Origin of the sequence: Leptolyngbya sp. BC1307 (genome assembly GCF_002286735.1) — a bacterium.
Classification (GTDB): Bacteria; Cyanobacteriota; Cyanobacteriia; order Phormidesmidales; family Phormidesmidaceae; genus Phormidesmis.
The window spans coordinates 1-26743 of sequence record NZ_NRTA01000046.1; the positions used below are offsets into that span (position 1 = coordinate 1).

The 26743-nt window shown below is 50.6% G+C and carries 26 protein-coding genes and 1 pseudogene; 15 read left to right on the plus strand and 12 right to left on the minus strand.

The features are described 5' to 3' along the window. The 3 genes from CKL79_RS18330 to CKL79_RS18340 all read left to right on the plus strand — a co-directional run. The coding region (locus CKL79_RS18330; RefSeq protein WP_141242235.1) for a transposase at window positions 1-625 on the plus strand (625 nt) is incomplete at its 5' end. Between the two features lie 16 nt (window positions 626-641). Further along, on the plus strand, window positions 642-1091 hold the full coding sequence (locus CKL79_RS18335) for a GNAT family N-acetyltransferase (RefSeq protein ID WP_121971009.1): 450 nt from the start codon (window positions 642-644) through the stop codon (window positions 1089-1091). Between the two features lie 94 nt (window positions 1092-1185). Next, window positions 1186-3456 carry a PhoD-like phosphatase gene (locus CKL79_RS18340; RefSeq protein WP_121971010.1) on the plus strand — a complete coding sequence of 757 codons (2271 nt, stop codon included), beginning with the start codon at window positions 1186-1188 and terminating at the stop codon, window positions 3454-3456. A gap of 118 nt (window positions 3457-3574) precedes the next feature. Here CKL79_RS18340 and CKL79_RS18345 read toward each other — a convergent pair whose 3' ends face one another. The 7 genes and pseudogenes from CKL79_RS18345 to CKL79_RS18375 all read right to left on the minus strand — a co-directional run bounded on the left by CKL79_RS18345 (window position 3575) and on the right by CKL79_RS18375 (window position 12862). Beyond that, entirely contained in the window at window positions 3575-4291 is a 717-nt protein-coding gene (locus tag CKL79_RS18345; protein ID WP_121971011.1) for a manganese catalase family protein, read from the minus strand. A gap of 206 nt (window positions 4292-4497) precedes the next feature. Then, window positions 4498-5988 (minus strand): DNA recombination protein RmuC, encoded by a 1491-nt coding sequence (gene rmuC / locus CKL79_RS18350; RefSeq protein WP_121971012.1) that lies wholly within the window; start codon window positions 5986-5988, stop codon window positions 4498-4500. Between the two features lie 178 nt (window positions 5989-6166). Continuing rightward, complete coding sequence (locus tag CKL79_RS18355; RefSeq protein ID WP_121971013.1) at window positions 6167-6508, minus strand: cupin domain-containing protein; 342 nt, start codon at window positions 6506-6508, stop codon at window positions 6167-6169. 10 nt (window positions 6509-6518) lie between these two features. Continuing rightward, window positions 6519-6932: pseudogene (locus CKL79_RS18360) on the minus strand (isochorismatase family cysteine hydrolase); the annotation flags it as partial. A 180-nt stretch (window positions 6933-7112) separates the two neighbouring features. Continuing rightward, window positions 7113-9419 carry a dynamin family protein gene (locus tag CKL79_RS18365; RefSeq protein WP_121971014.1) on the minus strand — a complete coding sequence of 769 codons (2307 nt, stop codon included), beginning with the start codon at window positions 9417-9419 and terminating at the stop codon, window positions 7113-7115. Between the two features lie 12 nt (window positions 9420-9431). After that, on the minus strand, window positions 9432-10388 hold the full coding sequence (locus CKL79_RS18370) for a hypothetical protein (RefSeq protein ID WP_121971015.1): 957 nt from the start codon (window positions 10386-10388) through the stop codon (window positions 9432-9434). 38 nt (window positions 10389-10426) lie between these two features. Beyond that, on the minus strand, window positions 10427-12862 hold the full coding sequence (locus CKL79_RS18375; RefSeq protein ID WP_121971016.1) for a dynamin family protein: 2436 nt from the start codon (window positions 12860-12862) through the stop codon (window positions 10427-10429). A 349-nt stretch (window positions 12863-13211) separates the two neighbouring features. On the opposite strand from CKL79_RS18375, the gene CKL79_RS18380 reads away from it, so the two are divergent. Then, on the plus strand, window positions 13212-13628 hold the full coding sequence (locus CKL79_RS18380; protein ID WP_121971017.1) for a hypothetical protein: 417 nt from the start codon (window positions 13212-13214) through the stop codon (window positions 13626-13628). 194 nt (window positions 13629-13822) lie between these two features. Beyond that, complete coding sequence (locus CKL79_RS18385) at window positions 13823-14365, plus strand: hypothetical protein (protein ID WP_141242236.1); 543 nt, start codon at window positions 13823-13825, stop codon at window positions 14363-14365. 74 nt (window positions 14366-14439) lie between these two features. Here CKL79_RS18385 and CKL79_RS18390 read toward each other — a convergent pair whose 3' ends face one another. The 4 genes from CKL79_RS18390 to CKL79_RS18405 form a co-directional block, all read right to left on the minus strand. Then, entirely contained in the window at window positions 14440-15216 is a 777-nt protein-coding gene (locus CKL79_RS18390) for a TSUP family transporter (RefSeq protein WP_170944111.1), read from the minus strand. A 44-nt stretch (window positions 15217-15260) separates the two neighbouring features. Continuing rightward, on the minus strand, window positions 15261-15647 hold the full coding sequence (locus tag CKL79_RS18395) for a nuclear transport factor 2 family protein (protein WP_121971020.1): 387 nt from the start codon (window positions 15645-15647) through the stop codon (window positions 15261-15263). A 52-nt stretch (window positions 15648-15699) separates the two neighbouring features. Beyond that, window positions 15700-16401: a Uma2 family endonuclease gene (locus CKL79_RS18400; protein ID WP_121971021.1), complete on the minus strand. Its 702-nt coding sequence runs from the start codon at window positions 16399-16401 to the stop codon at window positions 15700-15702. A gap of 98 nt (window positions 16402-16499) precedes the next feature. Beyond that, window positions 16500-17954 carry a PLP-dependent aminotransferase family protein gene (locus CKL79_RS18405; protein WP_121971022.1) on the minus strand — a complete coding sequence of 485 codons (1455 nt, stop codon included), beginning with the start codon at window positions 17952-17954 and terminating at the stop codon, window positions 16500-16502. A gap of 207 nt (window positions 17955-18161) precedes the next feature. On the opposite strand from CKL79_RS18405, the gene CKL79_RS22920 reads away from it, so the two are divergent. The 5 genes from CKL79_RS22920 to CKL79_RS18425 all read left to right on the plus strand — a co-directional run bounded on the left by CKL79_RS22920 (window position 18162) and on the right by CKL79_RS18425 (window position 22815). Beyond that, window positions 18162-18482, plus strand: coding sequence for a hypothetical protein (locus CKL79_RS22920; RefSeq protein WP_141242237.1), 321 nt, complete (start codon window positions 18162-18164; stop codon window positions 18480-18482). Beyond that, window positions 18442-19272: a PhzF family phenazine biosynthesis protein gene (locus CKL79_RS18410; protein ID WP_121971023.1), complete on the plus strand. Its 831-nt coding sequence runs from the start codon at window positions 18442-18444 to the stop codon at window positions 19270-19272. Before CKL79_RS22920 ends, CKL79_RS18410 begins: the two co-directional genes overlap by 41 nt. Window positions 19273-19453: 181 nt before the next feature. Next, window positions 19454-20896, plus strand: coding sequence for a circularly permuted type 2 ATP-grasp protein (locus tag CKL79_RS18415; protein WP_121971024.1), 1443 nt, complete (start codon window positions 19454-19456; stop codon window positions 20894-20896). A 35-nt stretch (window positions 20897-20931) separates the two neighbouring features. Further along, window positions 20932-21948, plus strand: a complete 1017-nt coding sequence (locus tag CKL79_RS18420; protein ID WP_121971025.1) for an alpha-E domain-containing protein — start codon at window positions 20932-20934, stop codon at window positions 21946-21948. Between the two features lie 3 nt (window positions 21949-21951). Then, window positions 21952-22815, plus strand: coding sequence for a transglutaminase family protein (locus CKL79_RS18425; RefSeq protein WP_121971026.1), 864 nt, complete (start codon window positions 21952-21954; stop codon window positions 22813-22815). Between the two features lie 6 nt (window positions 22816-22821). On the opposite strand, the gene CKL79_RS18430 is transcribed toward CKL79_RS18425, so the two are convergent. After that, window positions 22822-23580, minus strand: a complete 759-nt coding sequence (locus tag CKL79_RS18430) for a proteasome-type protease (protein ID WP_121971027.1) — start codon at window positions 23578-23580, stop codon at window positions 22822-22824. Window positions 23581-23713: 133 nt separating this feature from the next. Between CKL79_RS18430 and CKL79_RS18435 the strand changes: the two genes are divergently transcribed. The 5 genes from CKL79_RS18435 (at window position 23714) to CKL79_RS18455 (ending at window position 26608) form a co-directional block, all read left to right on the plus strand. Continuing rightward, window positions 23714-24385 (plus strand): zinc ribbon domain-containing protein, encoded by a 672-nt coding sequence (locus tag CKL79_RS18435; RefSeq protein ID WP_121971028.1) that lies wholly within the window; start codon window positions 23714-23716, stop codon window positions 24383-24385. A 166-nt stretch (window positions 24386-24551) separates the two neighbouring features. Then, window positions 24552-24914 (plus strand): NINE protein, encoded by a 363-nt coding sequence (locus tag CKL79_RS18440; RefSeq protein WP_121971029.1) that lies wholly within the window; start codon window positions 24552-24554, stop codon window positions 24912-24914. A gap of 11 nt (window positions 24915-24925) precedes the next feature. After that, the gene (locus tag CKL79_RS18445; protein WP_121971030.1) at window positions 24926-25585 is read left to right on the plus strand and encodes a helix-hairpin-helix domain-containing protein; all 660 of its coding nucleotides are present in this window, start codon (window positions 24926-24928) and stop codon (window positions 25583-25585) included. A 10-nt stretch (window positions 25586-25595) separates the two neighbouring features. Then, window positions 25596-25805: a hypothetical protein gene (locus CKL79_RS18450; protein WP_121971031.1), complete on the plus strand. Its 210-nt coding sequence runs from the start codon at window positions 25596-25598 to the stop codon at window positions 25803-25805. Between the two features lie 71 nt (window positions 25806-25876). Beyond that, window positions 25877-26608: a pyridoxine 5'-phosphate synthase gene (locus tag CKL79_RS18455; protein WP_121971032.1), complete on the plus strand. Its 732-nt coding sequence runs from the start codon at window positions 25877-25879 to the stop codon at window positions 26606-26608. Window positions 26609-26743 lie beyond the last annotated feature (135 nt).

Sequence of the window (26743 nt, forward strand, 5' to 3'; positions counted from 1 at the left end):
TGAACGGCATCTGAATGCCTTTACCGACAAAGTAGACCCCGACACTAATCCGCCACCCAAGCCTAAGCGCCGTGGGAAGAAACAGCCCGGTAATGCCCCTGACTTCGATTTGCGGACGCATCTATACCGCGTTAGTGGCGTAGACTTGACTCAAATTGCTGGCCTGGGAGCGCTCTCCGTTCTCGTCATCCTTTCCGAGGTTGGCCTAGATGCTTCTCAGTTCCCAACCGTCAAGCATTTTGTCTCCTGGCTAGGGCTTTGTCCCGGTAGCCGCATTACTGGCGGCAAAGTCAAAAGTTCTAAAACTCGGCGTGTCGTTAATCGCGCCGCTAACGCTTTCCGCATGGCCGCTCAAACGCTTTCTCGAAGTCAATCGGCATTGGGTGCTTTTTATCGACGGATGAAAGCTCGGTTAGGCGGGCCGAAAGCCATCACCGCGACCGCTCATAAAATCGCTCGCATCTTCTACCATATATGGTCAAAAGGCGACGCTTATGTTGACCCTGGCGTTGATGCTTATGAGCAAAAGTATCGTGAACGAACCTTTATCCAGCTACAGCGAAAAGCCCAATCATTAGGCTTTGATCTCGTGCCTAAACCTGATATTGCTGAGTGTGTTTCTTAGGAGATAGCAAAAGAAAATGGCAATTGAATGGAAATGGCAGCAGTTTTCTCACATGAGCTGTTACGAACTTCACCAAATCATGCAAGCGCGGCAACGGGTTTTCGTTGTAGAGCAATGCTGCATTTATCTTGATGCAGACTCTTTAGATATTAATGCCTGGCATCTATCAGGCATTGAGCCAGCAGGAAATTTGGCCGCTTACCTGCGGGTGGTAAAGCCGGGAGAAAAGTATGTAGAACCTTCCATCGGTAGAGTGCTTACCTGCTCTAATAGACGGGGTGAAGGCATGGGTCGCCAGCTGATGGAGATAGGCATTGAGAAAACGACCCACCAGTTTCCTGCAAAGGGCATCCGAATATCAGCGCAATTGTACCTGCAGCAGTTCTACGCCAGACTAGGCTTTAGCAAAGTAGGCGAAGTCTACCAAGAAGACAATATTCCACACATCGAGATGTATCGTATTTAGAGGCTGATATCAGCGGGCCTCAAGCCGTGATTAGCCGCGATCGCGCTAAAATGACTGTCGGTAATAGCCCAGTAATAGCCCAAGTACCCACACCATGGACAACCCCGCTGGAGATGATGCCTTAAACAGGCTGCCGCTATTGCTAGCCGGGCCGATTTTACGGCGCACCGAAGCAGATGCCGTTACCGTATGGGTAGCCCTCAAGCACTCTTGTCAAGTTCAGCTGCAGATACTCGAAACGCACCATCAAGGTGCGCAGCTAGGCCGCTCTATCTTGCAGGGACAGCGGGAAACTACCGCCCTAGGCCAGCATTTGCATGTCGTAGCTGTGACCGCTCGCGCCAGCGATCAGAAAACCCTCAGCAGCGATCGCATCTACGCCTACGACCTCCAGTTCACCGCTGACCAATCCTATTCTCTAGAGCAAGCCCTGGCAACGTCATCTGCCATGCCCTCGGCCCCTCACCCGTCCGCCCAATCGATTAGCTACTTCGCTCACCAAAAACCCACCTTCACCCTTCCTCCCGAACAGCTCAGCGATCTCAAAATCGTTCACGGCTCCTGCCGCAAACCCCACGGCGCCGGATTCGACACGCTACCCATCTTAGACTGCCTGCTTGAGCGTGCTGCCAGCAGTCCCAAAGATCGCCCTCACCAGCTATTTTCAACCGGTGACCAAATCTATGGCGACGATGTCGCCGATCTCTTGCTATGGGTGGCTACCCCCCTGGGCAATACGCTTCTGGGGTGGGAGGAGAGCCTGCCAGTAAATCGCAGCCACATCGATGACGAGCGTGACCATACCCGTCCTCAAAAGCTGCCTGCGGGTAAACGAGACCGGCTGGCCACTCAGCGGGCAGGTCTCACCGCCGGGCTCACCGATAAGTCAGAGCGAGTCACTAGCCACCTGCTCAGCTTCGGCGAATACTGCGCCGCCTATTTGCTATCTCACTCACCCGCCTGCTGGCCTACTCACCTCCCCGCTGGGCGCACCATGACCACGGGCCGCAAAGCCATTCGCCGCTGGGATAAAGACCAGCGGAACGTAAAACAGTTTTTGCGCACCCTTTGGAAAGTGCGTCGCCTCCTGGCTAATATTCCTACTTACACTATCTTTGACGATCACGATGTCAGCGATGACTGGAATCTCAACCAAGCCTGGTGTCTGCGCGTGCTGGGCAAACCGCTAGGGCGTCGCACCGTGCAAAATGCAATGCTTGCCTACGCCGTCTTTCAAGCTTGGGGCAATACGCCCGAGCAGTTCGAAGCAGGAACCGCCGGCGCAGCCTTGCTCAACGCTACGCAGCAGTGGTCTCACTCAGCCGGGCAAGATCAGCCGGCAGAAGCAGCGATCGCTACTCACCTCGGCCTACCCCCTACCGATCCGCACACCGGCCTGCCCCAATTCATTGAAGACAAGCACGTCTGGATCTTCAAGCGTTCCTCGCAAGCGCTCACCTGGCACTACACTATCCGCAGCGCCTGTCATGAGGTCATCGTCCTTGATACTCGTACGTGGCGGGGCTATCCGATCGACGCGCCGCCCATTGCGCCGCCCAGTCTGCTTAGCCCCATCGCTTTTCAGCAACAGCTCGACGCGCCCCTCTCTCAGATTTCACCCGGGCCTGACTACGCTACCTTTGTCGTTGCCCCTACCAATGTTTTTGGGATGCGAGTGCTCGACCGGATCCAGCAATGGCACTTAGACCGACGTAAAGTCTTCACCGCTGATGTCGGCGATTCCTGGAACTTAAACGACGCTGCCCTGGCAACGCTGCTAACAACCTTATTTCGGCATCGCCAGAAGATTATTGTTCTATCGGGAGATATCCATTACAGCTCGGCAGTGAATCTTAACTATCACAACCTAAAGACTGGTCAGCGGGCAAATCTAGTACAGCTCACCGCCAGCGCCGTCAAGAATGAAGAGCTATTAACCCGGATACTGCATACCCGGCTCAAAGAGTGGCTGCTGCCAGAAAGACCCCGTCGCTGGGCCGGTTGGTCATCACCGCCCGCTATGGTAGAGCACCCTACTCAGCCATCGACCCCTCCTGACTGGCAGTGCCAGCTCACCTGGATGGGCCGTCAGCAGGCTCAGCCAACCAACATCAGCACCGACATTTTTGAGCTGGTGCCTTCACAGAAGCGATCGCCTCTAATCCACTGGATCAGCTGGTTGAAATTTTGGAATGCCCGCTGGTTCCAATCTGGCCAAGAAGTCGTCGGTGTCAACAACATTGCCCTTGTTCACTTTGCTCCGCGAAACTCGCCAGGCTCATCCCTTCAACTGACCGTTACGCAGGATCACTACTGGTTTTCTTTCGGGCTACCTACTCAGGTTGTTCGTAGCCGCTTCCAGTAATCTACAAGTAGCAAATCAGTGCGCTCATTGTCTTGGTTCCTACGCAGTCTTTTTTTACAAAGACGAGCCAAGACGAATAGGCAGACAGTGATTCTACTCTACTCGTCTTATCAATAGCCTAAGCTTCAGACTTTTGGCTCATCTCTTTTAACGGGTCGGCGATATAGCGGAAGTTTTCGTCCGAGTTCCAGGGGCCTCGATGATCTTTGGTGCCATTACTAGAAAGGTTATAGTAAATGTCTACCGTATCATCGGGCTGAACGTTGCCAAAGAAGGGGTCAGTAAGCTTGCCCAGCGACTCTAACGCATTCATAAACATCTGAGTGTGTGAGATTTCACGAGTTAGCAGATGTACTAGAGTTTCTTTGGTCCCTGCATCAGGAGCCAGCTTGATCAAAGATTCGTAGGTCTGACGGGCACCGGCTTCAGCCGCAATGTTAGCGCGCAGGTCACGCACAACGTCACCCCCTTCGTTCAGATAGGCTGCCGTCCAAGCAGACCCTTGAGAGTCTAGAAAGTGCGGCCCAACGCCTCGTACCGCGAAGAGGCTGCTATTAAAAGCGGCGGCCTGCTTGGACTGATCGGCATTCTTAGTATGAACTTCAATCAGCTTACCAACCATTTCCAAATGGCTAAACTCCTCAAGGGCAATATCTTGCAGCATGTCCTTAATCTCCTGATTTTCGACATGGAAAGACTGCACCCAGTACTGTAGAGCAGCCGTCAGTTCGCCGGTAGCCCCGCCAAACTGCTCTAGCAGGAGCTGTGCAAACATGGGGTTAGGTTCATCAACCTTAACTTCCTTGGCAATTAACTCTTTTTTGTGGAAGAACATAATCAATTTCCAAAAGTTCTAAGCAAGCAATCTTCGCAACAAGCAAGTCTTACTAAATCGGCATGCCTGCGACGGTTTCACGGTTTCTTAGGTAGCTTGCTAACTGTAGAAAGAAACAAGGAGCTGCTTCCTCTCCCTATAGGAGCATCTAGGGGCGAAGTATTCCTTAAGAAAGAATTCACCCGACAGAGTGATAAGATTGCGAACTACTCATCCTCTAAAGCAGACTGCAAATGCCGGGGCGACTTATCCACCCCCTCTATCGTCTCAATCGCATCACCACCACCCGCGCCCAGCTCTTGCAGCTTCCGCGCACTCACCAGCACCCGCCCCTCCAGTGAGCCAACCGCCCGATTAAAATTATCTACCGTCGAATCCAAACCCTTACGCATCTTCTGCATGTGCTTAGCAAAAGTGCGCACCCGATCATAAAGCTCCTTACCGAGAGCGCTAATCGCCTGGGCATTTTCAGTCACCTTTTCCTGCTGCCAGCCGTAAGAGACCGCCTTGAGCAGAGCAATCAGCGTCGTCGGCGTCGCCAAAATCACTCGCTGTTCTATACCCGCTTCAATCAGACCAGGATCTTGTTCTAGAGCAGCGCTAAAGAAGATCTCTCCCGGCAAAAATAGTACAACAAACTCCGGCGTTGGCTGAAACTGCTCCCAATAGGCTTTTTGGCTGAGCTGAGAAAGGTGACGGCGCACTTGCCTGGCATGTTCGCGAAGTTTGTTTAATCGATCTGTTTCATCTGTGGCTTCTAATGAAGCTAGATAAGAAACCAAAGGCGCTTTAGCATCCACCACAATCTGCCGTTGGCCCGGTAGCTGCACCAGCATATCTGGTCGCAGGCTGCCCTCAGCCATCGTCACCTGCTGAGTAAAATCGCAGTGCTCCGACATCCCCGCAATCTCGACGACTCGTTTTAGCTGAATTTCACCCCAGCGACCGCGCACCGTCGGCGATCGCAATGCCTTAGCCAAATTTGCCGTCTCCGCCTGTAGCTGTACCTGAGAACTGGCCAGGGCCGAAATCTGCTCAGTCAGCTGCGCATAGGCCGACACCCGCTGCCCTTCTATCGTCTGCAAAAAAGTCTCTACCTTACTGAGAGAAGACTGAAGAGGTCGCACTACTTCCTCCACTGCCTGCTGCTTCAAAGCGAGATCTCCCTTTGCCGCTGTCTGAAACTCACTTAACTGAGTCTGTGCTAGGGCGAGAAAAGACTGATTGTTTGCTTGTAAGGCTTCTGAGGAAAGCGCCTTAAACGTATCGGCAAACTGCTGTTGAGCCGTCGCAATTAAAGAGATCTTTTCGCTAGCCTGCTGCTGAACTTCGCGTAGCTGAGTCTCCGTTTGCCCAAGCCGAGTCTGAAGCTGAGCCTTGTCTTCTCTGGTCTGCTGGAGCATACTTTCTAGTTCGGGAATTCGCAAACTCTGAGCCTCTGCCGTCGCTCGCTGTGCTGCGGCCTGAGTGATCTGCTGCTGAAGCAAAGCTATGGTGCGATCGCGCTCCCCCATCTCCTGCCGCAACTCCTCAAGCCGCAGCTCTTTTCCCCGCAACTGCTCCACCATACTGGCCCGATCAGCCACCAGACTATTCTTTGCCTTTTCCCGCCCCGCCTGCATCTGAGCGCTCAGCACCCACCACACCACGCCGCCGCCTAGCACAGCGCCCAATCCCATCCCCCAAAAAAGTTGCATCGCCCGCAGGTACAGATTTACTAATGCAGACTACCACCTTAATCGGCAAAATCCTACTCAATGATTGGCTGGCGGTCTGATCTCGGGTTACTTTTTCTCAAACATCAGCCCTTTAGAGCGCCCTCAAGCAAATTAGCGAGAAGCCTCGGCTGGGCGATCGCTCCATTCCCAACGTACTTTAATTTTCTGTAATGACTACTGGCCTGGCCCAAATCACCAGTACAATGCAGCCTTCTTCACTGGCAATCTGATGACTGCTATCCGGCAGATTAATGACTAAAGTTCCGGCCTTGTGAGTGCCCTGATAGTCGCTTTGAGCGCCAGACAAGACGATGATGTGCTCATAGCCCGTATGACTGTGTGTGGGCACGGTCGCGCCCGGATCGTATTTGAGCAGGGCTGCTGAGGAGCCTTGCTGACCCTCATCGTACAGACGGCAGATGGTAACACCCGGGCGAAAAGGCTCCCAAGCTAGCCGTTCAGGGTACTCTGCTAGAGAAAAGAGATTATGTAGAATCATGGTGTTATAACTAGGTTGTTGCACCGCTGAAATCTGACAGTTTCTGACAAACTGTATCGACTGTGGATGTCCAGCCGATGATGCCACCTTGAGCCCGCAGCATTTCAAGGGTCGCCTGCTTGAACTTTGGGAAATAGCTAGCGGTGCAGTCTTCTACGAGCAGACATTCGTAGCCGCGATCATTGGCTTCGCGCATGGTGGTTTGAACGCAAACCTCGGTGGTGACGCCGGTTATGAGTAAGTGCGTAATCTTGTACTTTTGCAAAATTGAGGCTAAGGGCGTGTTGTAAAAAGCGCCTTTACCGGGCTTGAGAATGACGACTTCATTGGGGAGCGGTGCGAGGGCAGGAATAATGGCATTGCCCGGTTCACCCCGCACTAAGATACGACCCATCGCACTGCGATCGCCAATCCTCAGCGACGATTGCTCACGTTGGCAACTCCTGAACGAAGATTGAGCAAAGTCTATCAGGAGTAACTGAGTGGCGGAGTCTGGAAAGGTGCGCAAAATCGCCGCCTTGGAGAGAAGATTGTAGTTCTTGTTACAGTCTTAATCTCGCTGTTTGGCGGGCAAAGCTATCTCAAACTTCTTTCAATTCAGTTTTTAAGTGAGCGAGACGGTTTTATCGAGTGCAGCAGTTAGCTGCCGAAGGCGATCGCTCACCTCCAAGTTCACTTCTAGCTTTTTCAAATTGTCGGGTAGCTCTGAAAGTAGTAGAGGATTCTCACCTAGCCACTCATTCATCGCAACGCCGCTCCAAACTGCTTGTGAGTTAATAAATTTATCACGCAGTCTATCGAGTTCTTGTGAGCAGTACTGTCTAAAGCCAGCCGCTTCAAAAATCGCTTCTTTTAAGTACACTTCAACTGCCTTCAAATCGGCTTCTACTTCACGAACGAGCAGTTCTTCAGGCGTTAAAGCTGACTGAGCAACCTGCCCTACAACCTCCACAATCTCTTGAATGCCGAGAACTTTCTCTCTGATTGTCAGGTCGTAAAGCAGTTTCATGCCATAGTTGGCAAATCGCTTCAGAGTTTTGAATTCTGCACTTTCTCCACTGTAGTAGTTGTCTAATATCTCAATATCAGGGCCAAGTCTTTTGACGATGCTGCAACGCATTTCGCTATCTACCGGGCCGCGGACTAAGGCTTCTACCATTGGGCGAGCAAAGCGCAAAAATAGAACGCTTAAGCTGCGGTTGAGCGTTTCTACGTAGTCTTCGGCATCTTCAATCAGGCGCAGTTTCACTTCAGGGCTGTTCCACATGAGTGAAGAGATGTAGTCCACCAGCTCTATGGCTTCTTGGCGTAGCTCTATGGCTAGCTCTTTTGAAATGTCCTGAAGCATTTGGCTGATGTCAGCATACAGTTCTTCTCGCCAGTCAAAGTTGGTTTTATGGCTGTCGAACTGAACGACTGATTGCTGCTTGAAGATGAGTTCTCTGCGGTTTTTAGCGCGTTCTTTAAAGGCTGAAAATAGTTCGTCTACATGTGCTAGATAGCGACTATGAAAATTGGCCTGAGTTTTAGAACATGCTGCAAGCTGGTCTAAATTTTTGTGAATTCGATCAGAAGGTCGGATGTTGAGATCATAGTAGTCAGCCAGCTCAGCCAATATTTGCTCCCATTTGGCTTCCCACCATTCAGCAAAACTGATGCGTTTGCTGTCTTCTTCCTGCCGTTTGGCATCTTCTGGATTGTCTGAATATCGTTTACTGACGGCACTTCTAATGCTCTCTGAAGTAGATAGGATCTGACTAATTGAAGCTTCACAGCGCTTTTTGAGCACGTCAACTCTTTCGGTATTGATGTAGGCGTTGACTCTACTTTTTATTTTTCTGATGCCCGTCACTTGGTCAAGGAGCTGATCGCGATCGCCTATCCCGGTCAACCCTTCAAGATTTTTCCGAACCGCCTCAGGTGAACCAACTTCTTTCAGCGTTTGCTCACTGGCGACTCCACTGAGCACTAAATGCGATCCCGCTGTTCCGGCAACGATTCTACGGTCTGGCAAGTTGGCCTGTCTGATCCAGTCGGCTTTGGCTAAGGCGATGTGGTCTTTAATGGCCTCAGCGGTGTTTTTTGAGTCGATTCGGCTTAGAAACGCGAAGAGTTTGTCGGCGACTTTGACATTGCGATCGCCTTCTGCCGTAAATTTAATAATTTTTAGCTCAGCATCTCGTAGGCTTGGAAACATCTGCACGATGATGACGGCATCACAGTCAGCGAGCATTTCTTTTGATTCTTCTACATGCTTGGCTAGGCCGGAGTCGAGCCCAGGCACGTCATAAAAAACAATGCCTTCGGCGTGGGCGAGCTTGTTGGTATATAGCCAAATTTCATCAACGGCGTGGGCAAAGCGCTCGTCGGCAACATACTTCTGCAAAGGCTCTTTGATGTCTTCTAAGCGAGAGAACGGAATTTCTTTGTTGCCTTCGTCTATGACTTGCTGAAGCGTGGTGGCGTATCGGCTGATGGTTTCTAGATCTTTTTTGGCGTTTTCTTCTGTTTGCGCAGCCAGTTTTAGATCGCTCTGGAGCTGAGCGAATTGGGCGGGTGTTTTGGCTTTTACAGTCAGGACTTGCTGAGAGTCGGCCTGTACTGAGAAAATTTGCGTGGTGGTAAAGGTGCAGCGATCGCCTTTGGAAGGCAGCAGGTCACAGTCTAACCAGGCGTTGACGAAGGTGCTTTTGCCTGCTTTTTCTAGGCCGACGACAGCGATTCTAAATTCGCGTTTTTTCAGCCGCTCAAGCTGCTTTTTCGCAGGAATTCCCTCATCGATCAAAACGTTCTTTTCGTCTTCGCTAATGCCGGTTTGGGGTAGGTTGGCGAGGTTGAGGGCGTGACGTTGCACGTTTAGAGCGTCTGTTAGTTTTGCTTCGTAATAAGCCGAGGCTTCCTGCCAATCCATCTTTATTGCTTCCTAAGCTCGGTGAAATTTTTCTAAGTTGCTAAAATCTTGCTGTAAACCGATCTCTTGAATTGCCATCGGTTCTTGAGAAGAAAGCGCTCGTGACAAGCTTCCTGGCAGATCGATCTTCGTCAAATCTCCGCCATTAGAGATACGCAAGCGAATAAATAAATATCCGTCCTCTGGGAATTCTTTAAAATTCTCATCAAGCTGAAACATAGGTTCCTCGCGTGATTTTGCTACCAAAAAGTAGGCTGAGTTATCAACTAAAGTGATTGTGTCGCTAGCCGACAATTCTTTTCCTTGATCCATTTGGCTACGAAGATCTGACGCAATACGGTTGCATGGAATCACTAAACATAGATCTACTGAGCACTCCAAGACTTGTTGAAATATGATGTTATTCTCTTCTTCAAAAGAGCCACGGTTGTCATACATTCCCGGAGATAAGCTTCCATCTTGTTGAGGTTTAGATGTAGTTCTATTGCCCTTATTGGAAGATTTTTTATTCTTCCGCCCTATAAAGTATAAACCTGTGACTGCAAGGGCTATGACCACAATAGCTAATACAGGAGAGATATAATCAAAAAGATGCCTTGCCTGACTCAAAGCATTGTCGATTGGATTAGACGATTCCACGTTAGAAACCTGGATTTCTGCATTCATAGGATTTGTATGATCACTTGTTGAACTAGGTGAATGCATGAAAACATTATGAAAAAAGGAACTTACCGGATTGCTAACTATTGAGATTATTAAAAGGGGATTCAAAAAAGGTATTTTTTCCAGAACTCTAAGATCTTCGCTATGAGAATCAGACTTTTTAATATCGAACTGCCTTATGATTTTCTTCGCATGTCTTGGATCTACTAGAATTTCTATACATTCAAAGAGGACACCTTTTTCGAGATTTTTAACCCTGTTGAAAACATCTTTAAGAATATGGTTGTATTCATCTTCCTGTGTCATAGATACTTCACCATGTGTTTTTCTGCTTAATATAAAAGTCACGGCTTTGACCTTTTCTCAGATGATTTCCACTTTGTTCCTAATTGATTTACTCTAGAAGAAACTAATAGTGCTTCCTCGCTTAGTGGTTGCCAGATCTCCATTTTATTTTCGTAGTCCGTCGTGCTGTCTCGATGCGCTAGATTCAATCGCTCTTGGTATCTCTTCATAACGTCTGACTGAAATTCCTCTATCCCGCTATTGAACTCCTCTAGCTGCTTCAGCCACCAATTTGATATTTGTCGAAGGACTTCTTTTTCACCATCACCTTTTTGAAACCTCCAGCCTCTTTCAATATCTTCAAAAGATGGAATTGTAGCATTATCCCTAGAGCGCTTCTCCATTTTAGTTTCATACACGTCTTCTTCAAAAAAGAAAAAGACTCGCTTTGTTCCAACTTTTTCTGTCACTGGTTCTTTGTAAGATTCTTTAACTACAGGGAACCCGCCTTTAAATGAAAAACTTGGGATTGCTGAAAATTCAATTTTTATCAGTTCTGTCTGTGAAAAGTTGATTCCCAAATCAGGCGCAATATCTGCCACACTCTCTTTGAGAGACTCTAAGTGAAATTTAAAGAGCTTTTCTAAAGCCTCTTCGACTCTGCTTATTTCTCGACCAAGCACTTTCTTCGCAACATCATCCACGATTGATACCAACACAATAGAAAGCTCGTTGAGGTTTCTATTCAACTTTTCGAGCTTCTCTTTTTCTTCCTGGGTTCGTGCCTGAAACTTCTTGCCAGCATAGTTTAAGTAGTTTTCCTTCACTAGGTCTTTAATTCGTCCATCTAGCAAGGTAACATTAGTAGGCTTAGCATATTCAAAAGCTTTATCACCTAAAATGCTTCTTCCACCTACTAGGGACCTGAGAATGCTGGAAACAATCTTTCCTATTGCTGAAGCAAGCACAATTGACCAATCATACAAAGGCTTCAATTGAGCAGAAATACCTGGGCCAAAGCAGTCAGGCTTTCCTAATATTTCCGTTAGTTTATATATTGGGTCTTCTGCTCCTGCTTTTTTATTCAATGCATCCTGCAAAATCTTTTCAATGTCATCAAAAGGTTTTTTTAATGCTTGTGCTTTTTGACTGATACTTTGATCAAGATTTACTCTAATATTGTCAATCCTTTCGCACTCAGCTTGATACTTTTCTTCAGAGCTATTTATGACTGCGCTGGTTGTTTGCGAGGCCCATTCTATTAATTTAAAGACTGCATCATCTTTAAATTTTTCAAGAATTTGAGGCAGAATAAGTTGAGGATATTCATTTTGAATATGCTGCTTCAAGTGTTGGTGAAACGCCTCTGCATTTGTTTCTAGCCAAAGTGCATCGTAAAGCCGCTGGCGATCATGAGCTACCCATCTATCGGCTTGTCTGGGCAGATCGTTTAATATATCCTTTGGCATCAATTTCCCAAAAAAACTATCTAGTTTTTCGGAAGCCTCAATTTTTCCTGCCTCGCTGCCATTGACCATCTCCAATGAAAGCAGGGCAGGCAAACTGCTTAGCTTGACAATCTCTACGTCATCAATTTCGCTCTCATATTCTCCCAAATGTTCCTTTAGTTTGTTGCGAATATTCTGCCCAGTTTTACTGCAAAATAATTCTTCGCTTTCTGGCCAATTATTGTCGCCACGAAACACATCAATGCGGTTGAGTATAAAAAGCATTCTTGCAGGCGAGCCGCCTAATTCCTTAACTTGATCTACAATCTCTTGTAGCAAAGAGGCGACTTTCGCTTTGTCAGTTTCAGCACTGTTGTAAGTCACCAAGCATAAGGCTTCTTTGCATCTTCTTATAGCTTCAGTATTGCCCTCATCGTCATTTACGCCAGCTAGCCCAGGCAAATCCATTATCTTGACCGTGGTACCCTCCGGCAAATCTAAAAGCCCTGCCTCAGAAACAAGCCTAAACGGATAATAAATAGTCGATTGAGGACAAGTAATATCGATTCCACCCTCTTCTCTAATATTGCGGTAGGTAGTCATCACTCTCTCAAGACGAGAGTATATGTCCTCATTGCTAACGTTATACCAAGTGCCGCACTCCCATTGAGCACCCGGCGTTTCAGCAATCTTGATTGCCTTTTGATCGCTATACTCAATGGTAACGACCCCTGCACTCATCTCCTGCACGGATACGGGCATCAACTCCGCACCACACAGCAAATTCACCAGCGTACTCTTGCCGCTGCTAGTCGTCCCCGTCGTGGCCAAAATCAAAGTTGGATTATCCAGCCCATCGCACAGCGTCTCAACGGCCTGATTGAGCTTATCGGTCAAAAACGTAAGCTGAAGCTCAGGATCGATATCTGCTTCGTAATTTTGCGGCAGTTCGTTATAAATTTTCTCGCAGCACTGCCATAGCGCCGTCGAAAAATCTTTAGCCTCTTCTTTTACCGAAGCAAAAATCGCCTTAATATCATCAGCCATTGAGAGAGTCCACTTTATTAAGGAATACGCAAGCTATCAACAAGCAAAAATAAGCGATCGCACGATCAGCGCTGTTTTATTGCCAATCACAAATAATTAGGCATGACAAAACTACTTACCTCAGATCTTTGACCGCCAGCTAGCGTTAGGCTTACTGATATTTCCCGCTAGTTAGTTCAAAATCAACTGATTCATCAAAAAACATTTTCTAGAACTTCATTAAGCTCAGCCGTACAAAGTGCCATTAAATACAGCGCAAACTGTATTGATGCTTACAAAGCGTCACAACGCAAATTTCTAGAGTGCCCCCATGCTAGCGTTTTAGGTACTGCATAGCTGCTAAGGTTGCATGCCCTCTGAAGAAGCGCTTGCGCTTGTTGAACAAGCCATCTGTCACAACCATCGGATCAAAAGCGGCCTGAGCCCATTGCAGCGCACTGTTTTTTGCTACGCCTGGGAGTCGCGTGCTTACAGTGAAATCGCCAAACACTCAGACTATGAGCTGAGCTACGTCAAGCAAGCCGGTTCGCAGCTTTGGCAGTTGCTCTCACAAGCGCTAGCGCAAAAAGTCACCAAGCGGAATGTGCGGCTGATCTTGCAGCGGAGTTTGCTCCTACCCGAATCAGCACTACCATCTGTAAGATTGACGCCAGAATCAACAGCACCAACAGCGGTATCGACGGCACCCAATATTGACTGGGGCGATGCAGTCGATGTCTCCTGCTTTTATGGCCGCGAAGCTGAGCTAAAACAACTCATTCCCTGATTTAAGCCCAAGCCCCAGACTATATACGCCAGACGCAGACTCGGCTCATTCTCAAACCCATTGCCGACCGGCTGCTGGCGCTGAGCAGTCAGGCAAACTGGACGCAAACGATTCGGCAGTGGCTGGACGAACTGCGCCAAATTCCTGCTCAAACGGGCTATGCAGGCGGTAATTTGATCAACTTGCTGATCCAGATGCAAATTGATCTCAGCGGCTGGGATTTTTCACAGTTGCCGATCTGGAGCGCTTACCTCAAAAACGTCACCTTGCATCGGGTCAGCTTTGCCAGATCAGACCTTTCTCATTCCGCCTTTAGCGAAACCTTTAGTCAGGTATTGGCAGTCGCGTTTAGCCCAGATGGCAAGCTGCTAGCCGGTCGTGCCAACCAGGCTGTGCATCTTTGGGATGTGCAGAGTGGGGCTTTAGTTCGGAGTTTAAATGGCTATAGCGATCGCGTTTTTTCAATCGCGTTTAGCCCTGATGGGCAGCTACTCGCCAGCGGCAGCGAAGATCGCACCATCCGGCTTTGGAACCTGATAACCGGGGCCTGTCAGGCTATTCCGCAGGCCCACGACCGCTGGGTAAAATCTTTGACCTACAGCCCCGACGGCTCGACTCTCGCAAGCTGCAGTCAGGATGAAACTATCAAGCTCTGGCACGCCACACCCTTAGAATCGGTGCAACAACTGTTAATTGACACGTATTACCTCATTGATGGCAAGCAGCAGCAAGATTAAGGCAATTCTATATAGCAGTTCCCGGATGCATTTGGGAGTGGAGACGGGGCATCAGCAATGCAGGGACAGCCCAGCTATCGGGTTGCGTAGTCGAATAGAAGTTTGCTGACAAGGGCGGTGGTTACAGCGACGAAGATCGGCTTGATGAGTTTTGCGCCTTTTTGGGTCGCGAAAGTAGCGCCGAGAAAAGAGCCAATAACAACGCCCACAGCACCAAAAATTCCTCTTGAATAGTCAATGTTGCCGGTCACTGCAAAGGTGATCAGGGCAGTTGCATTCGCTAAGAAATTGAGAATCTTAGTAGTGCCGGTGGCTCGCAGAAAGTCAATCGGCCAAATTGATAGGAGTGAAAAGACCAAAAAGACGCCCGTACCCGGCCCAAAAAAACCGTCATGAAAGCCGATGATGCCGCCTGCCAGGAGACTTCCTAATATTTGTCTGATGCTGGGATTGGAGGATGCCTGGCTTAGCTGCTGGTTTGTGGCCTTAGCCATACCAAATCCAGGATTGAAAACAACAAACAGCGTAATGGCGACCATCAAAATAATGACAAGCGGCTCGGCCCAGGCAGAAGGGAGTCGGTCAATACTACGACTGCCGGCGTAGGCACCCAGGACCACCGGCAGGCTCATCAAGCCGCAGGCGCGCCAGTCGATTTTCTGAGCATGAGCAAATTTAAGAGTGCTGGTGAGTGCGCCAAAAGTGCCGCAGAGCTTGTTAGTCGCGATCGCCCCACTCACCGGCAGTCCCGAAAAAATCAAACCGGGCAGCATAATCAGGCCACCACCGCCAGCGATCGCATCGACAAATCCGGCGACCAGCCCGACGGCAAAAATTAGCAGCAGTACCACGCTAGCGCTGCCTCGTGCCAGATGACTCCACCGAAGCGCGCGAGCTATCCACTGTAGTCAGTTAGCCTATATATCTTTTGGTCTTGAAATACAAAGTCTGAATGACCGGTAAGCCGAAGGGTTTCACCCGCTTTCATGCCGTTAGGCAAATCCACCGCTAAAACGCCAGCGTATTCTATGTCTATTGATGCCTGATCGCCGGTCGCTTCAAACGTTTTGATGGATCGCTGACGCGAGGAAAACATCTTTTCAGATTTTTCTGCTAACACTCGAAACTGTTCTATGCCGGAGGCGATCGCGCTCACCTTCCCACCAGAAAAATTCTTAAACTCAATATCTGGATGAAAGGCCGCTATCATCCGTTTAACATCAAAACTGTTGTAAGCATCGAGATAGTATTCAATTAGGGCTCGCTTTTCGTGAGTTTCCATAGAACAAGCCACACCTCTGAGTAAACGCTGGTGACCACAGTATACAAGAGCGCTAGGCTTCTGGTTCTATTCCCAACTCTCTCAGCTGCGCTGCGAGTCTAGCTGCTTTTGCTTCAGCCGCTTGAGCTTCAGCGCTGGCTTCTTGAGCTTGGGTGATCGCTGCCGCTGTAGCCTCCGGTAGCGTAGGCACTAGATCTCCATTCTCTAGAAAATACCTGAGCTGCCCTTCGTGTATACCCAAAAATAACCCTAAAACCTGGCTATAGCGCTGACCGGCGTCATTGGGCGCGATCGCCTCATAGCGCTGATTGACCAGCCGGTACCCCTGAAACTCCATCGTCTCTGGCGAAAACCAAAAATACTCCGGTGTCCGAAAGCGATCCTGGTAAAGGTCTTTCTTGAGATTTCTGTCCACCCGCGCAGTAGAGTCCGAAAGCAGTTCGATAATAATGTCAGGATATTTGCCGCCCTCTTCCCAAGTCACCCAGGAGCGGCGATCGCGTCTCTCAGTATCTTTGACAACAAAAAAATCAGGGCCTCTAAAGTCTCTGGTTCTGAGCTGCTGCCGGCTAAAGTAAACGGTCAGGTTAGCGCCGATGAAGAAATTATTGCGGTCACGCCACAGCCACTCCAAGCAAGTCACCAACAGCGCGAGCTGAGCGTAATGCAGCGAACTTTCCATTTCTGGCTCGTCACTCTCCAAGTAGGTAGCGTTTGGCATTAAGTCCGCCAGCTCTCGTGCAGTCATCACCATGGATTGTGTCATCCTCAGCGCAAGGTAGCTTTATTGTACTGCCTTTATTTGGAGTACTCGAATGGTGGCTAGACCGTTGATGGCTAGACCGTTGGTGGTTAGACTGTGCGCAGAATGCTTCCCAGAACTTGAACACCCCGTTCGATTTGTTCAGGTGATAGGGAGAAATTTAGCCGCAGTGCCGGATAGCCCTGCTGCGTTGGGAAAAAAGCAGCGCCTGAGCCCACTAGAATTTTTTGCTCGGCAGCGGCAGTGCAGACATCTGCTAACGATACTTTGTCCGGTAGCTGAATCCATAAAAAGGTGCCGCCGTTGGGGACTGTCCAGGTGACGTTAGGCGGAAAGTGGCGAATGAGGGCGTTGACCATGTAGTCGCGGCGATCGCGATACAGCGCCCGCATTTGATTCAGCCGCCGCCGATAGTGCCCTGACGACAAATACTCTTTGACAATGGCCTGCGATGCCGCCGACGTGCGGAAATCGTGTAGCAGCTTGCGCTCAGTCAGGGCGCTGTTTTCTTTGCCAGTGACCGCCATATAACCGACCCGCAAACCCGGCATCAGCGTTTTAGAGAAAGTGCCCACGTAGATTACCCGGTCAGTCGTGTCAAACGCTTTGATCGGTGGCGGGGTGATGTCGAAACTGAGAGGCTCGTAGGCGTTGTCTTCGATGACTAAACAATCGTATTGTTCAGCGAGGGCGAGCAGCTTGCGGCGATGAGAGGTGCAGGTGGTAATGCCGGTCGGATTGTGCAGCGTGCTGATGGTGTAAATCAGCCGGGGGCGGTGGCTTTCTAAATACTGAGCGAGCAGTCTGAGATTCATTCCCTGCGGGGTCATGGGTATGCCAATGACTTTCGCATTCCGCTGCTGAAGAATGGAGAGAAAGCCGTGATAACTAGGCGCTTCGACGACTATCCAATCATCGGGTGAGAGAAAGTGATCCGCTAAAAGAGAGAGTGCCTGCATCGACCCATTGGTCACAATGAGATTTTCAGGAGAAGTCTCTAGCCCCTGCTGAATCAGAAGCTGAGCGATTTGACTGCGAAGGGCCAGGTCGCCTTGCGGTTGGCCGGGATGGAAGAACGTGTGTGCTTCTTTCATGGCGCGGCGGGCAATGCGCTGAAGGTCGTCTGTGCCAATCGCGAAGGGAAATCCCTGGCTGAAGTTGATGGAGTCGGGCTGACTGTGGGATTGCAGTGAGGCGTGGTAGCTCTCGGTGAAAGAGGTGATGCCGTGACGGGGGATGAGGACTTCTTGGGCGGGGTTGAAGGTGGACGGGAGTAGAGGAGCCGGGGTGAGGGGGGCGCGGAGATTGGGCGGGTTGATGAAGTAGCCTGCGCCTTGTTTGGCCCTGACGAGGCCGTCTGCTTCGAGGGCGCTGTAGGCTTCGAGAACGGTGAGCTTGTTGACTTTGACGGTCTGGGCCAGGGTGCGAATGGAGGGGAGCTGTGTGTCGGGTGAGAGGTGACCGGTGTGGATCAGATGCTGAATGCGATCGCGTATCTGCAAGTAAACCGGCTTTTTCGCCTGACGGTCTAAAGGAATCTTCATCGCCCTGCCCAAACAAACGTAAAACAAACGTTGATTGAAGCTTACAGGATTTACCAAAACCTTGCGTAGTACAGTTATGCCGTTTTTGACTAGAACAGTCAATTTTTTATAAACTGTTCTAGCTAAACTTGTCAAAAGCGTACCTTTTGCATTTCTGTAACAGCGGCCATAGTGAAAGTGTTGTAACCGCAAGGGTGAAAGACAGCGATGAATTCGGAATTGACTCCCGGTAGCTTAGAAGCAGAATTTTGTCAGGTGGTGCGCCAGGGTCGTCTGCGCTCAAGGCAGAAGAGAATCAGGCAGTGGGCTAAGGCCGTGATCGATTTTCTGACGGGGCAGCAAACGCTGTCTATCCGCAAGCAGCTATCGGCAGACGGCACGGTTCAATGGATGGTGTACGATCCAGATTCGGGTAGTCGCCGCCTGTTTAACTCTGAGCAAGCGGTTCGAGTTTGGTTGGAGCAGCGATATTACAGGAGAGAGTTCGATGGGACTGACGATTATTCAAGTAGACGCTTTTACCGATAAACCTTTTGCAGGCAATCCAGCGGCAATCTGTGTGACCGATGCGCCGCTGGAGGAGGGGCTGATGAGAGCGATCGCCCTCGAAATGAACCTCTCCGAAACCGCCTTTTTATATCCGGTCGAAGGCGGTTACAGCCTGCGCTGGTTTACCCCTGCTATCGAAGTAGCCCTGTGCGGCCATGCAACCCTGGCAAGCGCCCACGTGCTGTGGAGCGAAGGCCACCTATCTACTGAGCAAGTTGCCAGCTTTCACACCCAAAGCGGCTGGCTCAGCGCCCGTCAAACTGGCGGCTGGATTGAAATGGACTTTCCGGCTCAGCCTGTCCGCTCGGCCCATGTGATGCCGGAGCTCATCAAGTCTCTTAGCGACCAAGGCAACATTTGCGCTGTCGCTAAAAATGATACGAACTATCTAGTTGAGTTTCAAAATGAATCGGCGGTGCGATCGCTCGAACCCGACTTTACCGAGATGAAAAAGCTGCCGGTGCAGGGCGTGATTGTCACTGCTGCCGCCGACAGTGATGAGTATGACTTTGTTTCACGCTATTTCGCACCCCAGGCTGGCATCAACGAAGATCCGGCAACCGGCTCAGCCCATGCGTCCTTAGCACCCTACTGGCAGGCAAGGCTCGGTAAATCTAAAATGCTGGCGCGGCAGGTCTCTGCCAGAGGCGGGCTATTGCGAATAGAATGCCGCGATGTAGAAGAGAATGCCGCTGAAGGCGATCGCGTCATGATTAGCGGGCAGGCCGTGACGACGCTGAGAGGGGAGGTGCTGATTGCAAATCACTGATGATTTTGCACAATTTCACGCGATTATAGATGTTCACTCAATGTCGATGAATATCCAGATGCGTAACACAGAGTAGCCAATGAAACCGTCTCAATTCATACATTTCTAGGGCGGTGTAGAGTGATATTTGTATATTGATACACCTGAATATTACTTACGGCATTTCTCCCGCAGCATTGCTATGTCTTTTAAGGACTATGATCCTGGCGATTTTTATGATGAGCTGTTTACCGCACCAGGAATGCCCCGCAGCGCGGCGGCTCTGCTCATTGAGCGGATTGAGTCGCTCTCGATTGAGAGCCTGATTCGTCGTCAGCAGGCAGCGCAAAATGCGCTTTTTAAGCTGGGGGTCACGTTTAATGTCTATGGCGATAACCAGGGCGCTGAGCGGGTTTTTCCGTTTGATGTGGTGCCCCGAGTGGTGTCGGGCAAAGAGTGGGAATGGCTAGAGCAGGGGCTGCAGCAGCGAATTGTGGCGCTCAACTGCTTTTTGGACGATATTTACAATGACCAAAAGATCCTCGCTGATGGGGTAATCCCGCGCGCCACCATTGAGTCAGCCTCAGGATTTCTGCCGCCCTGTAAGGGGTTGAAGCCACCGCAGGGCATCTGGTGCCACATTACCGGTACCGATTTGGTGCGCGATCGCGAAGGCTCCTGGTATGTGCTAGAAGACAATCTGCGCTGTCCGTCGGGTGTCTCCTACGTGCTCGAAAACCGCTCGGTGATGAAAAGCTCATTCCCCAATTTGTTCAAAGCGCTCAATATTAAAGCCGTCGATAACTACCCTGGTCAGCTTTTAAGAACGCTGTTGCACTTGGCTCCTGAGAATATCAGCAACCCGGCAGTCGTATTGTTATCGCCGGGGGCGTTTAACTCAGCCTATTTTGAGCATTCGTTTTTAGCGCAGCAGATGGGCATTCCCCTAGTCGAAGGCCGCGATCTGGTGGTGGATGAAGGCCATGTCAAAATGCGCACCACCAAGGGGCTATCTCAGGTCGATGTGATCTACCGGCGGATTGACGATGACTTTCTCGATCCGACTGAGTTTCGCTCCGATTCGATGCTGGGCATTGCGGGGCTAATGTCGGTGTACCGGGAAGGGCGAGTGGCGATCGCCAATGCTCCCGGTACTGGCGTAGCTGACGACAAGCTCATATATGCCTACGTGCCCGAAATGATTCGCTACTATCTCGATGAAGAGCAAATTATTCCTAACGTGCCCACCTACTTTTGTGAAGACGAAAAACAGCAGGCGCATGTGCTCTCTAATCTAGATTCTCTGGTTGTCAAGGCTACTGACGCCTCTGGCGGCTATGGCATGTTAATCGGCACCCAGTCTACTCCACAAGAGCAAACCGAATTTGCCGAGAAAATTAAAAGCAATCCCCGGGGATACATCGCCCAGCCGACGCTTTGTCTCTCACGCGCCCCAACCCTGATAGATCGGACCTTTCAGGGCAGACATGTCGATCTCAGGCCGTTTATTCTCTATGGCCAGTCTGGATCGCCCTATGTCAACCCCGGTGGGCTAACCCGCGTGGCACTGCGGGAAGGCTCGCTTGTAGTCAACTCTTCTCAGGGCGGCGGTAGTAAAGATACCTGGGTCGTCACGACAGAATAAATTCTCATTTACAAACTGTTCTTACTCTTACCTTCATGCTAAGCCGCGTTGCTGACTCTATCTACTGGCTCAACCGCTATATAGAGCGGGCCGAAAATGTTGCTCGCTTTGTAGAAGTCAACCTCAATCTGCTGATGGATAACCCGGTGGGAGTGGCCGAGCAGTGGGACCCTTTGATTGCGGTGACAGGCGATCGCGAGCTGTTCAGAGAGCTATACGGCGATGAGACCACCGCTGAAAACGTGCTCAACTTTCTCAGCTTTGAGTGCAAAGCGCCAAACTCGATTATTTCGTCTGTTCGCGCCGCCCGTGAAAATGCTCGCTCTGTTCGCGAAGTGATCTCTTCTGAGATGTGGGAGCAGGTGAATGCCTTTTACCTCATGGTTGAAGAAGCCGCTGAAGAAGAAGAGAGTGTAAGAGATCTCTATGCCTTTTATTCTGAGGTAAAAATGGCGAGTCATCGCTTTGTCGGCGTGATGAATGCCACCATGTCTTGGAATGAAAGCTGGCACTTTGGTCAATTGGGTCGGCTGCTAGAGCGCGCTGACAAAACTGCCCGCATTTTAGATGTCAAATACTTTTTGCTGCTGCCTTCAGTCAAAGAAGTCGGCTCACCACTCGATAATTTACAGTGGACAGCTTTGCTGAAGTCTGCGAGTGCCTACGAAATGTACCGGAAAACCGAGCAAACCATCTCACCGGCTAGCGTCGCCCGGTTTTTAATTCTCGATCCGCACTTTCCTCGCTCTATCAAGTTTTGCCTGTTCTGGGCAGAAGAGTCGCTGCGCAAAATTGCCGGTCAGGCCGAATTTAAATCGCTTCCTAGCGAGCGCAAATTGGGCAGACTGCGAGCCGAATTAGAATATGCGACCTTTGACGAAATTTTTCAGCAGGGTCTGCACGAGTTTTTAGACAGCCTGCAGCTACGCCTCAATCAGGTCGGCGAGTGTATCTATACCGATTTTATTGCGCTGCCCGTCCATTCTCAATCTCAAGCTCAGGTCTCTTCTCAGTCCCCAGCTCAATCTGCTGCCCTCAAAGGAGCTAGCTAAACTGTGCGCTACCGCATTACTCACAAGACTGACTATCGCTATAGCGCGCCGGTTCGTCTTCAGCCCCACACGATCAGACTTTGCCCCCGCAATGATGGGACGCAGTGGCTTCAGCAGTTTGAACTCTCGCTCTCTCCTAACGCTAGTCAGCAGACCTACTGGCTCGATGCCTACGGCAATATTTGTCTGCAGGTAAAGTTTTCAGAGCCGATGGCGTCGCTCCATATCCAAACGGTGAGCGAAGTGACGACGACTCGGGACAATCCGTTTGACTATGTGAGTGAACCCTGGGCGCTCCAGCTGCCGGTTGACTACCCCAGTTCGCTAGCAGCTCAGCTGTACCCTTACTTGAACGCGCCGATTGGCTGGGGGACTGACGATGCGATCGCTCCCGAAATCGTCGCTATGACCCAATCTATTCGGCAAGAAGTCGATCACAACGTAGGCTTTTTCCTAACCCAGCTCGCTCAGATTATCCCTCAGAAATGTGACTATCAGCAGCGGCTAGAAGGGCCACCCCAAGCCCCGGCGCTGACGCTCGCTCAGCAGTCGGGCACCTGCCGAGACTTTACCGTTTTATACATGGCCGTCTGTCGGGCAGCAGGGCTAGCGGCCCGGTTTGTCAGCGGCTATCAGCAAGGCGACCTGGCCCAGGCCACTGATCTACACGCCTGGGCAGAAGTGTATGTGCCGGGCGGCGGCTGGCGCGGCTTTGATCCGACTTTGGGTTTGGCTGTGAGCGATCGCCATATTGCCCTGGCTGTCGCGGTCGATCCCAAGCAGGCGGCTCCCGTTTCGGGCGTTCTAGAGCCCGGTCAACGGGTAGAAACCACCTTAGAAAGCGATATTAACCTGGAGGCGATTTAATCGTTGCTAGGCATTCGGCTCAGCCGCTACCGCGATTCGATTCCACTCAATGCTAGGAAAGTTGCGAGAGGCTTCTGACAGCGCATTTTCCCAGTAATCCCGCATTTTGCGCAGATAGGGATCATTTTCCTGTAGCTGCACGCGGCTGCGCACCTCTAGCGCGTCGGTCTCGTAGAGCACCATGTCAATCGGTGGGCCGACCGAAATATTTGAGCGCATGGTCGAATCGATTGACAGCAGCGTCGTTTTTGCCACATCGTCGAGCGGTGAGTCGTAGCTGATGGTCCGATCTAAAATCGGTTTGCCATATTTGGTTTCGCCAATTTGCAAAAAGGGCGTCTCGGGCGTGGCCGCGATAAAGTTGCCCTGGCTGTAAACCAGATACAGCTCCGGCGCTTCACCCGAGATCTGTCCGCCCACGATAAACGTACTCTGATAGTCAATCCCGTCTTTCTCTAGCCAGGGTCGCTCTTTGTCTTGAATCTGGCGCATTTTTTCGCCAATGTGAGCGGCGACCTGATGCATTGAAGGGAGAGTGTGCAGGTTGACTTCTGCCTCAGTGGTGATATCTCGCTCTATTTGATGGATGACTGACTGGGAGGTCGATAGGCTACCGGCGGTGCAGAGAATGATGACGCGATCACCCGGCACCGAAAAGTCAAATAGCTTTTGATACGAGGAGATATAGTCTACCCCCGCATTAGTCCGTGAATCTGAGGCAAATACCAGCCCCTTTTCGACCGCGATTCCGAGGCAGTAGGTCATAGCTGAGGCTTAGGAAAAAGTACTTTGAGCGTAGCAAAAAGGAGGTGACTTCGCTCAATCAATCCTGGATATACTAAAGCTACGCCTGGAATTTAGACACACTTCCCCAGGCAGATGTTTATAGAGAGTATTTATGGCGATCGCGGCGGCTTACCAATATGAACTTGGGTCCAATCAAGTACTTTATTTGAGCAATCAAGACGAATTTACCAGCCTAACGGTAGCGAGCCGATCTGCCGGGCAGCAGCAGCAAAGCGGCAGCCGCTACTCAACTGGCAAGTGGACCGCCGCCCCCATGCTACACCGTCTGGCCGAGGGCATCGTAGTGACCATTTCAGCAGCCAAAGAAACCTACTATCTGCAAATTCAGGGCGGCCAGACTCAAATGAGCAGCGATCGCACCAGCGATTTCGCCGCTCAGCTAGCGCAGTCTCAGCCGACTCCAATGCAGCCCACCGAGGTACCGTCGTCTGCTATGCCGCCGATGAAACCGATGACGCCGATGCAGCCCATGCAGCCGATGAAACCCATGCAAATGAACGCCAGCCCGATGACAATGTCGATGGGCGATATGGAGATGAGTCCGGGCGATATGCGAATGGGCGATATGACACTGAGTTCGGCATCGGCTAAAAGCGCCAGCGCTGCCAGCAGTTCGCATCCAGAAGGCAGCGCTGCGGATGATGCTTCAGCTAAGGTCAAGCGGTTTTGTGCTCAGTGCGGGTCGGCTATTCAGTCAGGCGATTCTCCTTCGGAGAGGCTGCGCCAACGCTTCTGCGCGTATTGCGGTACCAGCTTGCAGTAGCTCCACGCAGCGAGATCCGGAACCGTCGCAACGCGCCGTGAAGTACCTTGTATGCCGTGAAGTACCTTTTATAAGGAATTGACTATCATGGCAATATCTACCGTCTAACCCATTCCTCAGTTACACCTTCTCTCTCTTAAAGCCAGCAGGTAAAGCCAACAACGTCATGAAAGACAAAACGGTCGCCGCCCTCTTAGCAATATTCTTAGGTTGGGCTGGCATACACAAGTTTTACCTGGGGGAAACGCTCGCAGGCATCCTATATCTGACCTTCTTTTGGACCGGCATTCCTGCCCTGATCGGCTTTTTTGAGTGCATCGGGCTGCTGGTCATGTCAGATCAAGACTTCAACGCTAAGTACAACCCTGGGCTTACAGGCCGTAGCGCGCCAGTATCGCTGGCCTACAGTAACGAATCTTCTAAAGATAAAGCGAGTACTCTGAGAGAGCTAAAAAACCTCTACGAAGCCGATATCATCACAGCGGAAGAATTCGAAGAAAAGCGCCGTAAAATCCTCGACTCTATGTAGCTTCAAACGCCATGACTCCCGCCAAGCTCACTGTCTCCAATCCTCAGCTATCGCCAAATGCCTTCTGGCTATCGTTTATTCCTCTCTTTGGCGGGCTGGCTATTGTTCGTGAGGGCAATCGCCTCAGTGACACCAAGTTTACTCAGCTGGGCTGGGTAGTGTTTGCCCTATCCCTGGCCTTGGCGGTTGCTGATGGGCTAATGCTGGCCTGGCTGTTGCAAATTGGCCTGGCAATCTGGTTCAAGCTAGAGTACGGCAAAGCCCCCGCTGCTCCGCTGACGCTCATCGACTTCAATACCTGCTCTAAGCACGATCTAGTGCGAGTATTGGATTTACCTATCGTCTATGCCAACGACATCGACCTGCTGAGAGTCGAAGGCTACTGCTTTACCTACGCTGAAGAACTGACTGAGATTGTCGGCATCCCCGAAGAGCAGGTGGCACGCATTGCGCCTCGCTTGATTTTTGCTTACCATGCCGCTCGCGATGGGGCGACCTCTTGGCGGCGGGTGAATTTTCTTTCTGCTGATGAGATGCAGGGGCTGGGAGTGGATGGGGCGATCGCGCAAAAGATTGTCGATGAGCGCAACCACAGCGGCGACTACCGCTCAGCCATAGAGATCAAAAGACGCACCGGCCTCGCCTTTCGCGCCTACAAAAAACTGTTGTGAGCCCGCTGCTATGAAAAAGCTACCGCTGAGCAAAAAAAACGCTGCCATGCTGTTAGTGGGCTTAGTCCTATTTGCCCAGGTCTCTCATACAGACTGGCCCTATCTGGCGCGTGAATACGTGGTTTTGCTCGTCATTCAGCTATACTTTTTCACCACTTACCTGATCATTCCCAAGCTCAAAGAAAAGCAAATTAAAGACAGCCCGCTCAAAGATCTGTAGGCTACCCGCGCAGAAACTGACGCAAAGTGAGAAAATCACTAGCGAAGCGATGCCTATGGAGCCAGTAGCCAGTGACCAACCTCAGCGTCAATCTCAACAAAGTCGCCATGCTGCGCAATGCCAGACCCCTGGCGATTCCAAGCGTTGTGAAAATGGGAGAAATCAGCATCGCTGCGGGAGCCCACGGACTAACCGTGCATCCCCGGCCAGACGAGCGCCACATTCGCCGCAGCGACGTGTACGAACTAGCCAAAATGCTCAAAAGCCACCCTGGCATCGAATACAACATTGAGGGCAATCCATTTGAGTCGCCCTTTATGGAAATCATCCGCGATGTGCGGCCTGACCAATGCACGCTCGTACCCGATGACCCCGATCAAAACACGTCTGACCACGGCTGGAATGTGACAGAAAATGCTGAGCGGTTAAAGGCAGTTATCAGCGAGCTAAACGAGTGGGGGTGCCGGGTGAGTTTGTTTATGGATCCCGATGTCGAACAGATTAAGCAAGTGCCTGAGCTGGGATGCAGCCGCATTGAGCTATATACAGAGCCCTACGCAACTGCCTACCGGGAGGGAAAAGGTGAAGAGAGTTTTGCCATTTATCAGCGGGCGGCTCAGTGCGCGCAAGACTTGGGCATTGGGGTGAATGGAGGTCATGATTTAAATTTGGAGAATTTACCTCAGTTCAGAGAGATTCCTAATCTGCTGGAAGTGTCTATTGGTCATGCGCTGACAGCAGATGCCTTAGAAATGGGGTTTGCAGATGCCGTAAAGGCGTATTTACAGGCTCTGGCAGGATAGCTCCAGAAAAAGAGAGAGGACATCGGGGTAGTCCTAAAGGGTGTGACCTAAATATGATGTTATATTCTCAGGAGAATCGAGAGACTGTAAAGCTTTATTTTATTGGAGTGTAGCGAATATGGGTGCATTGATAGT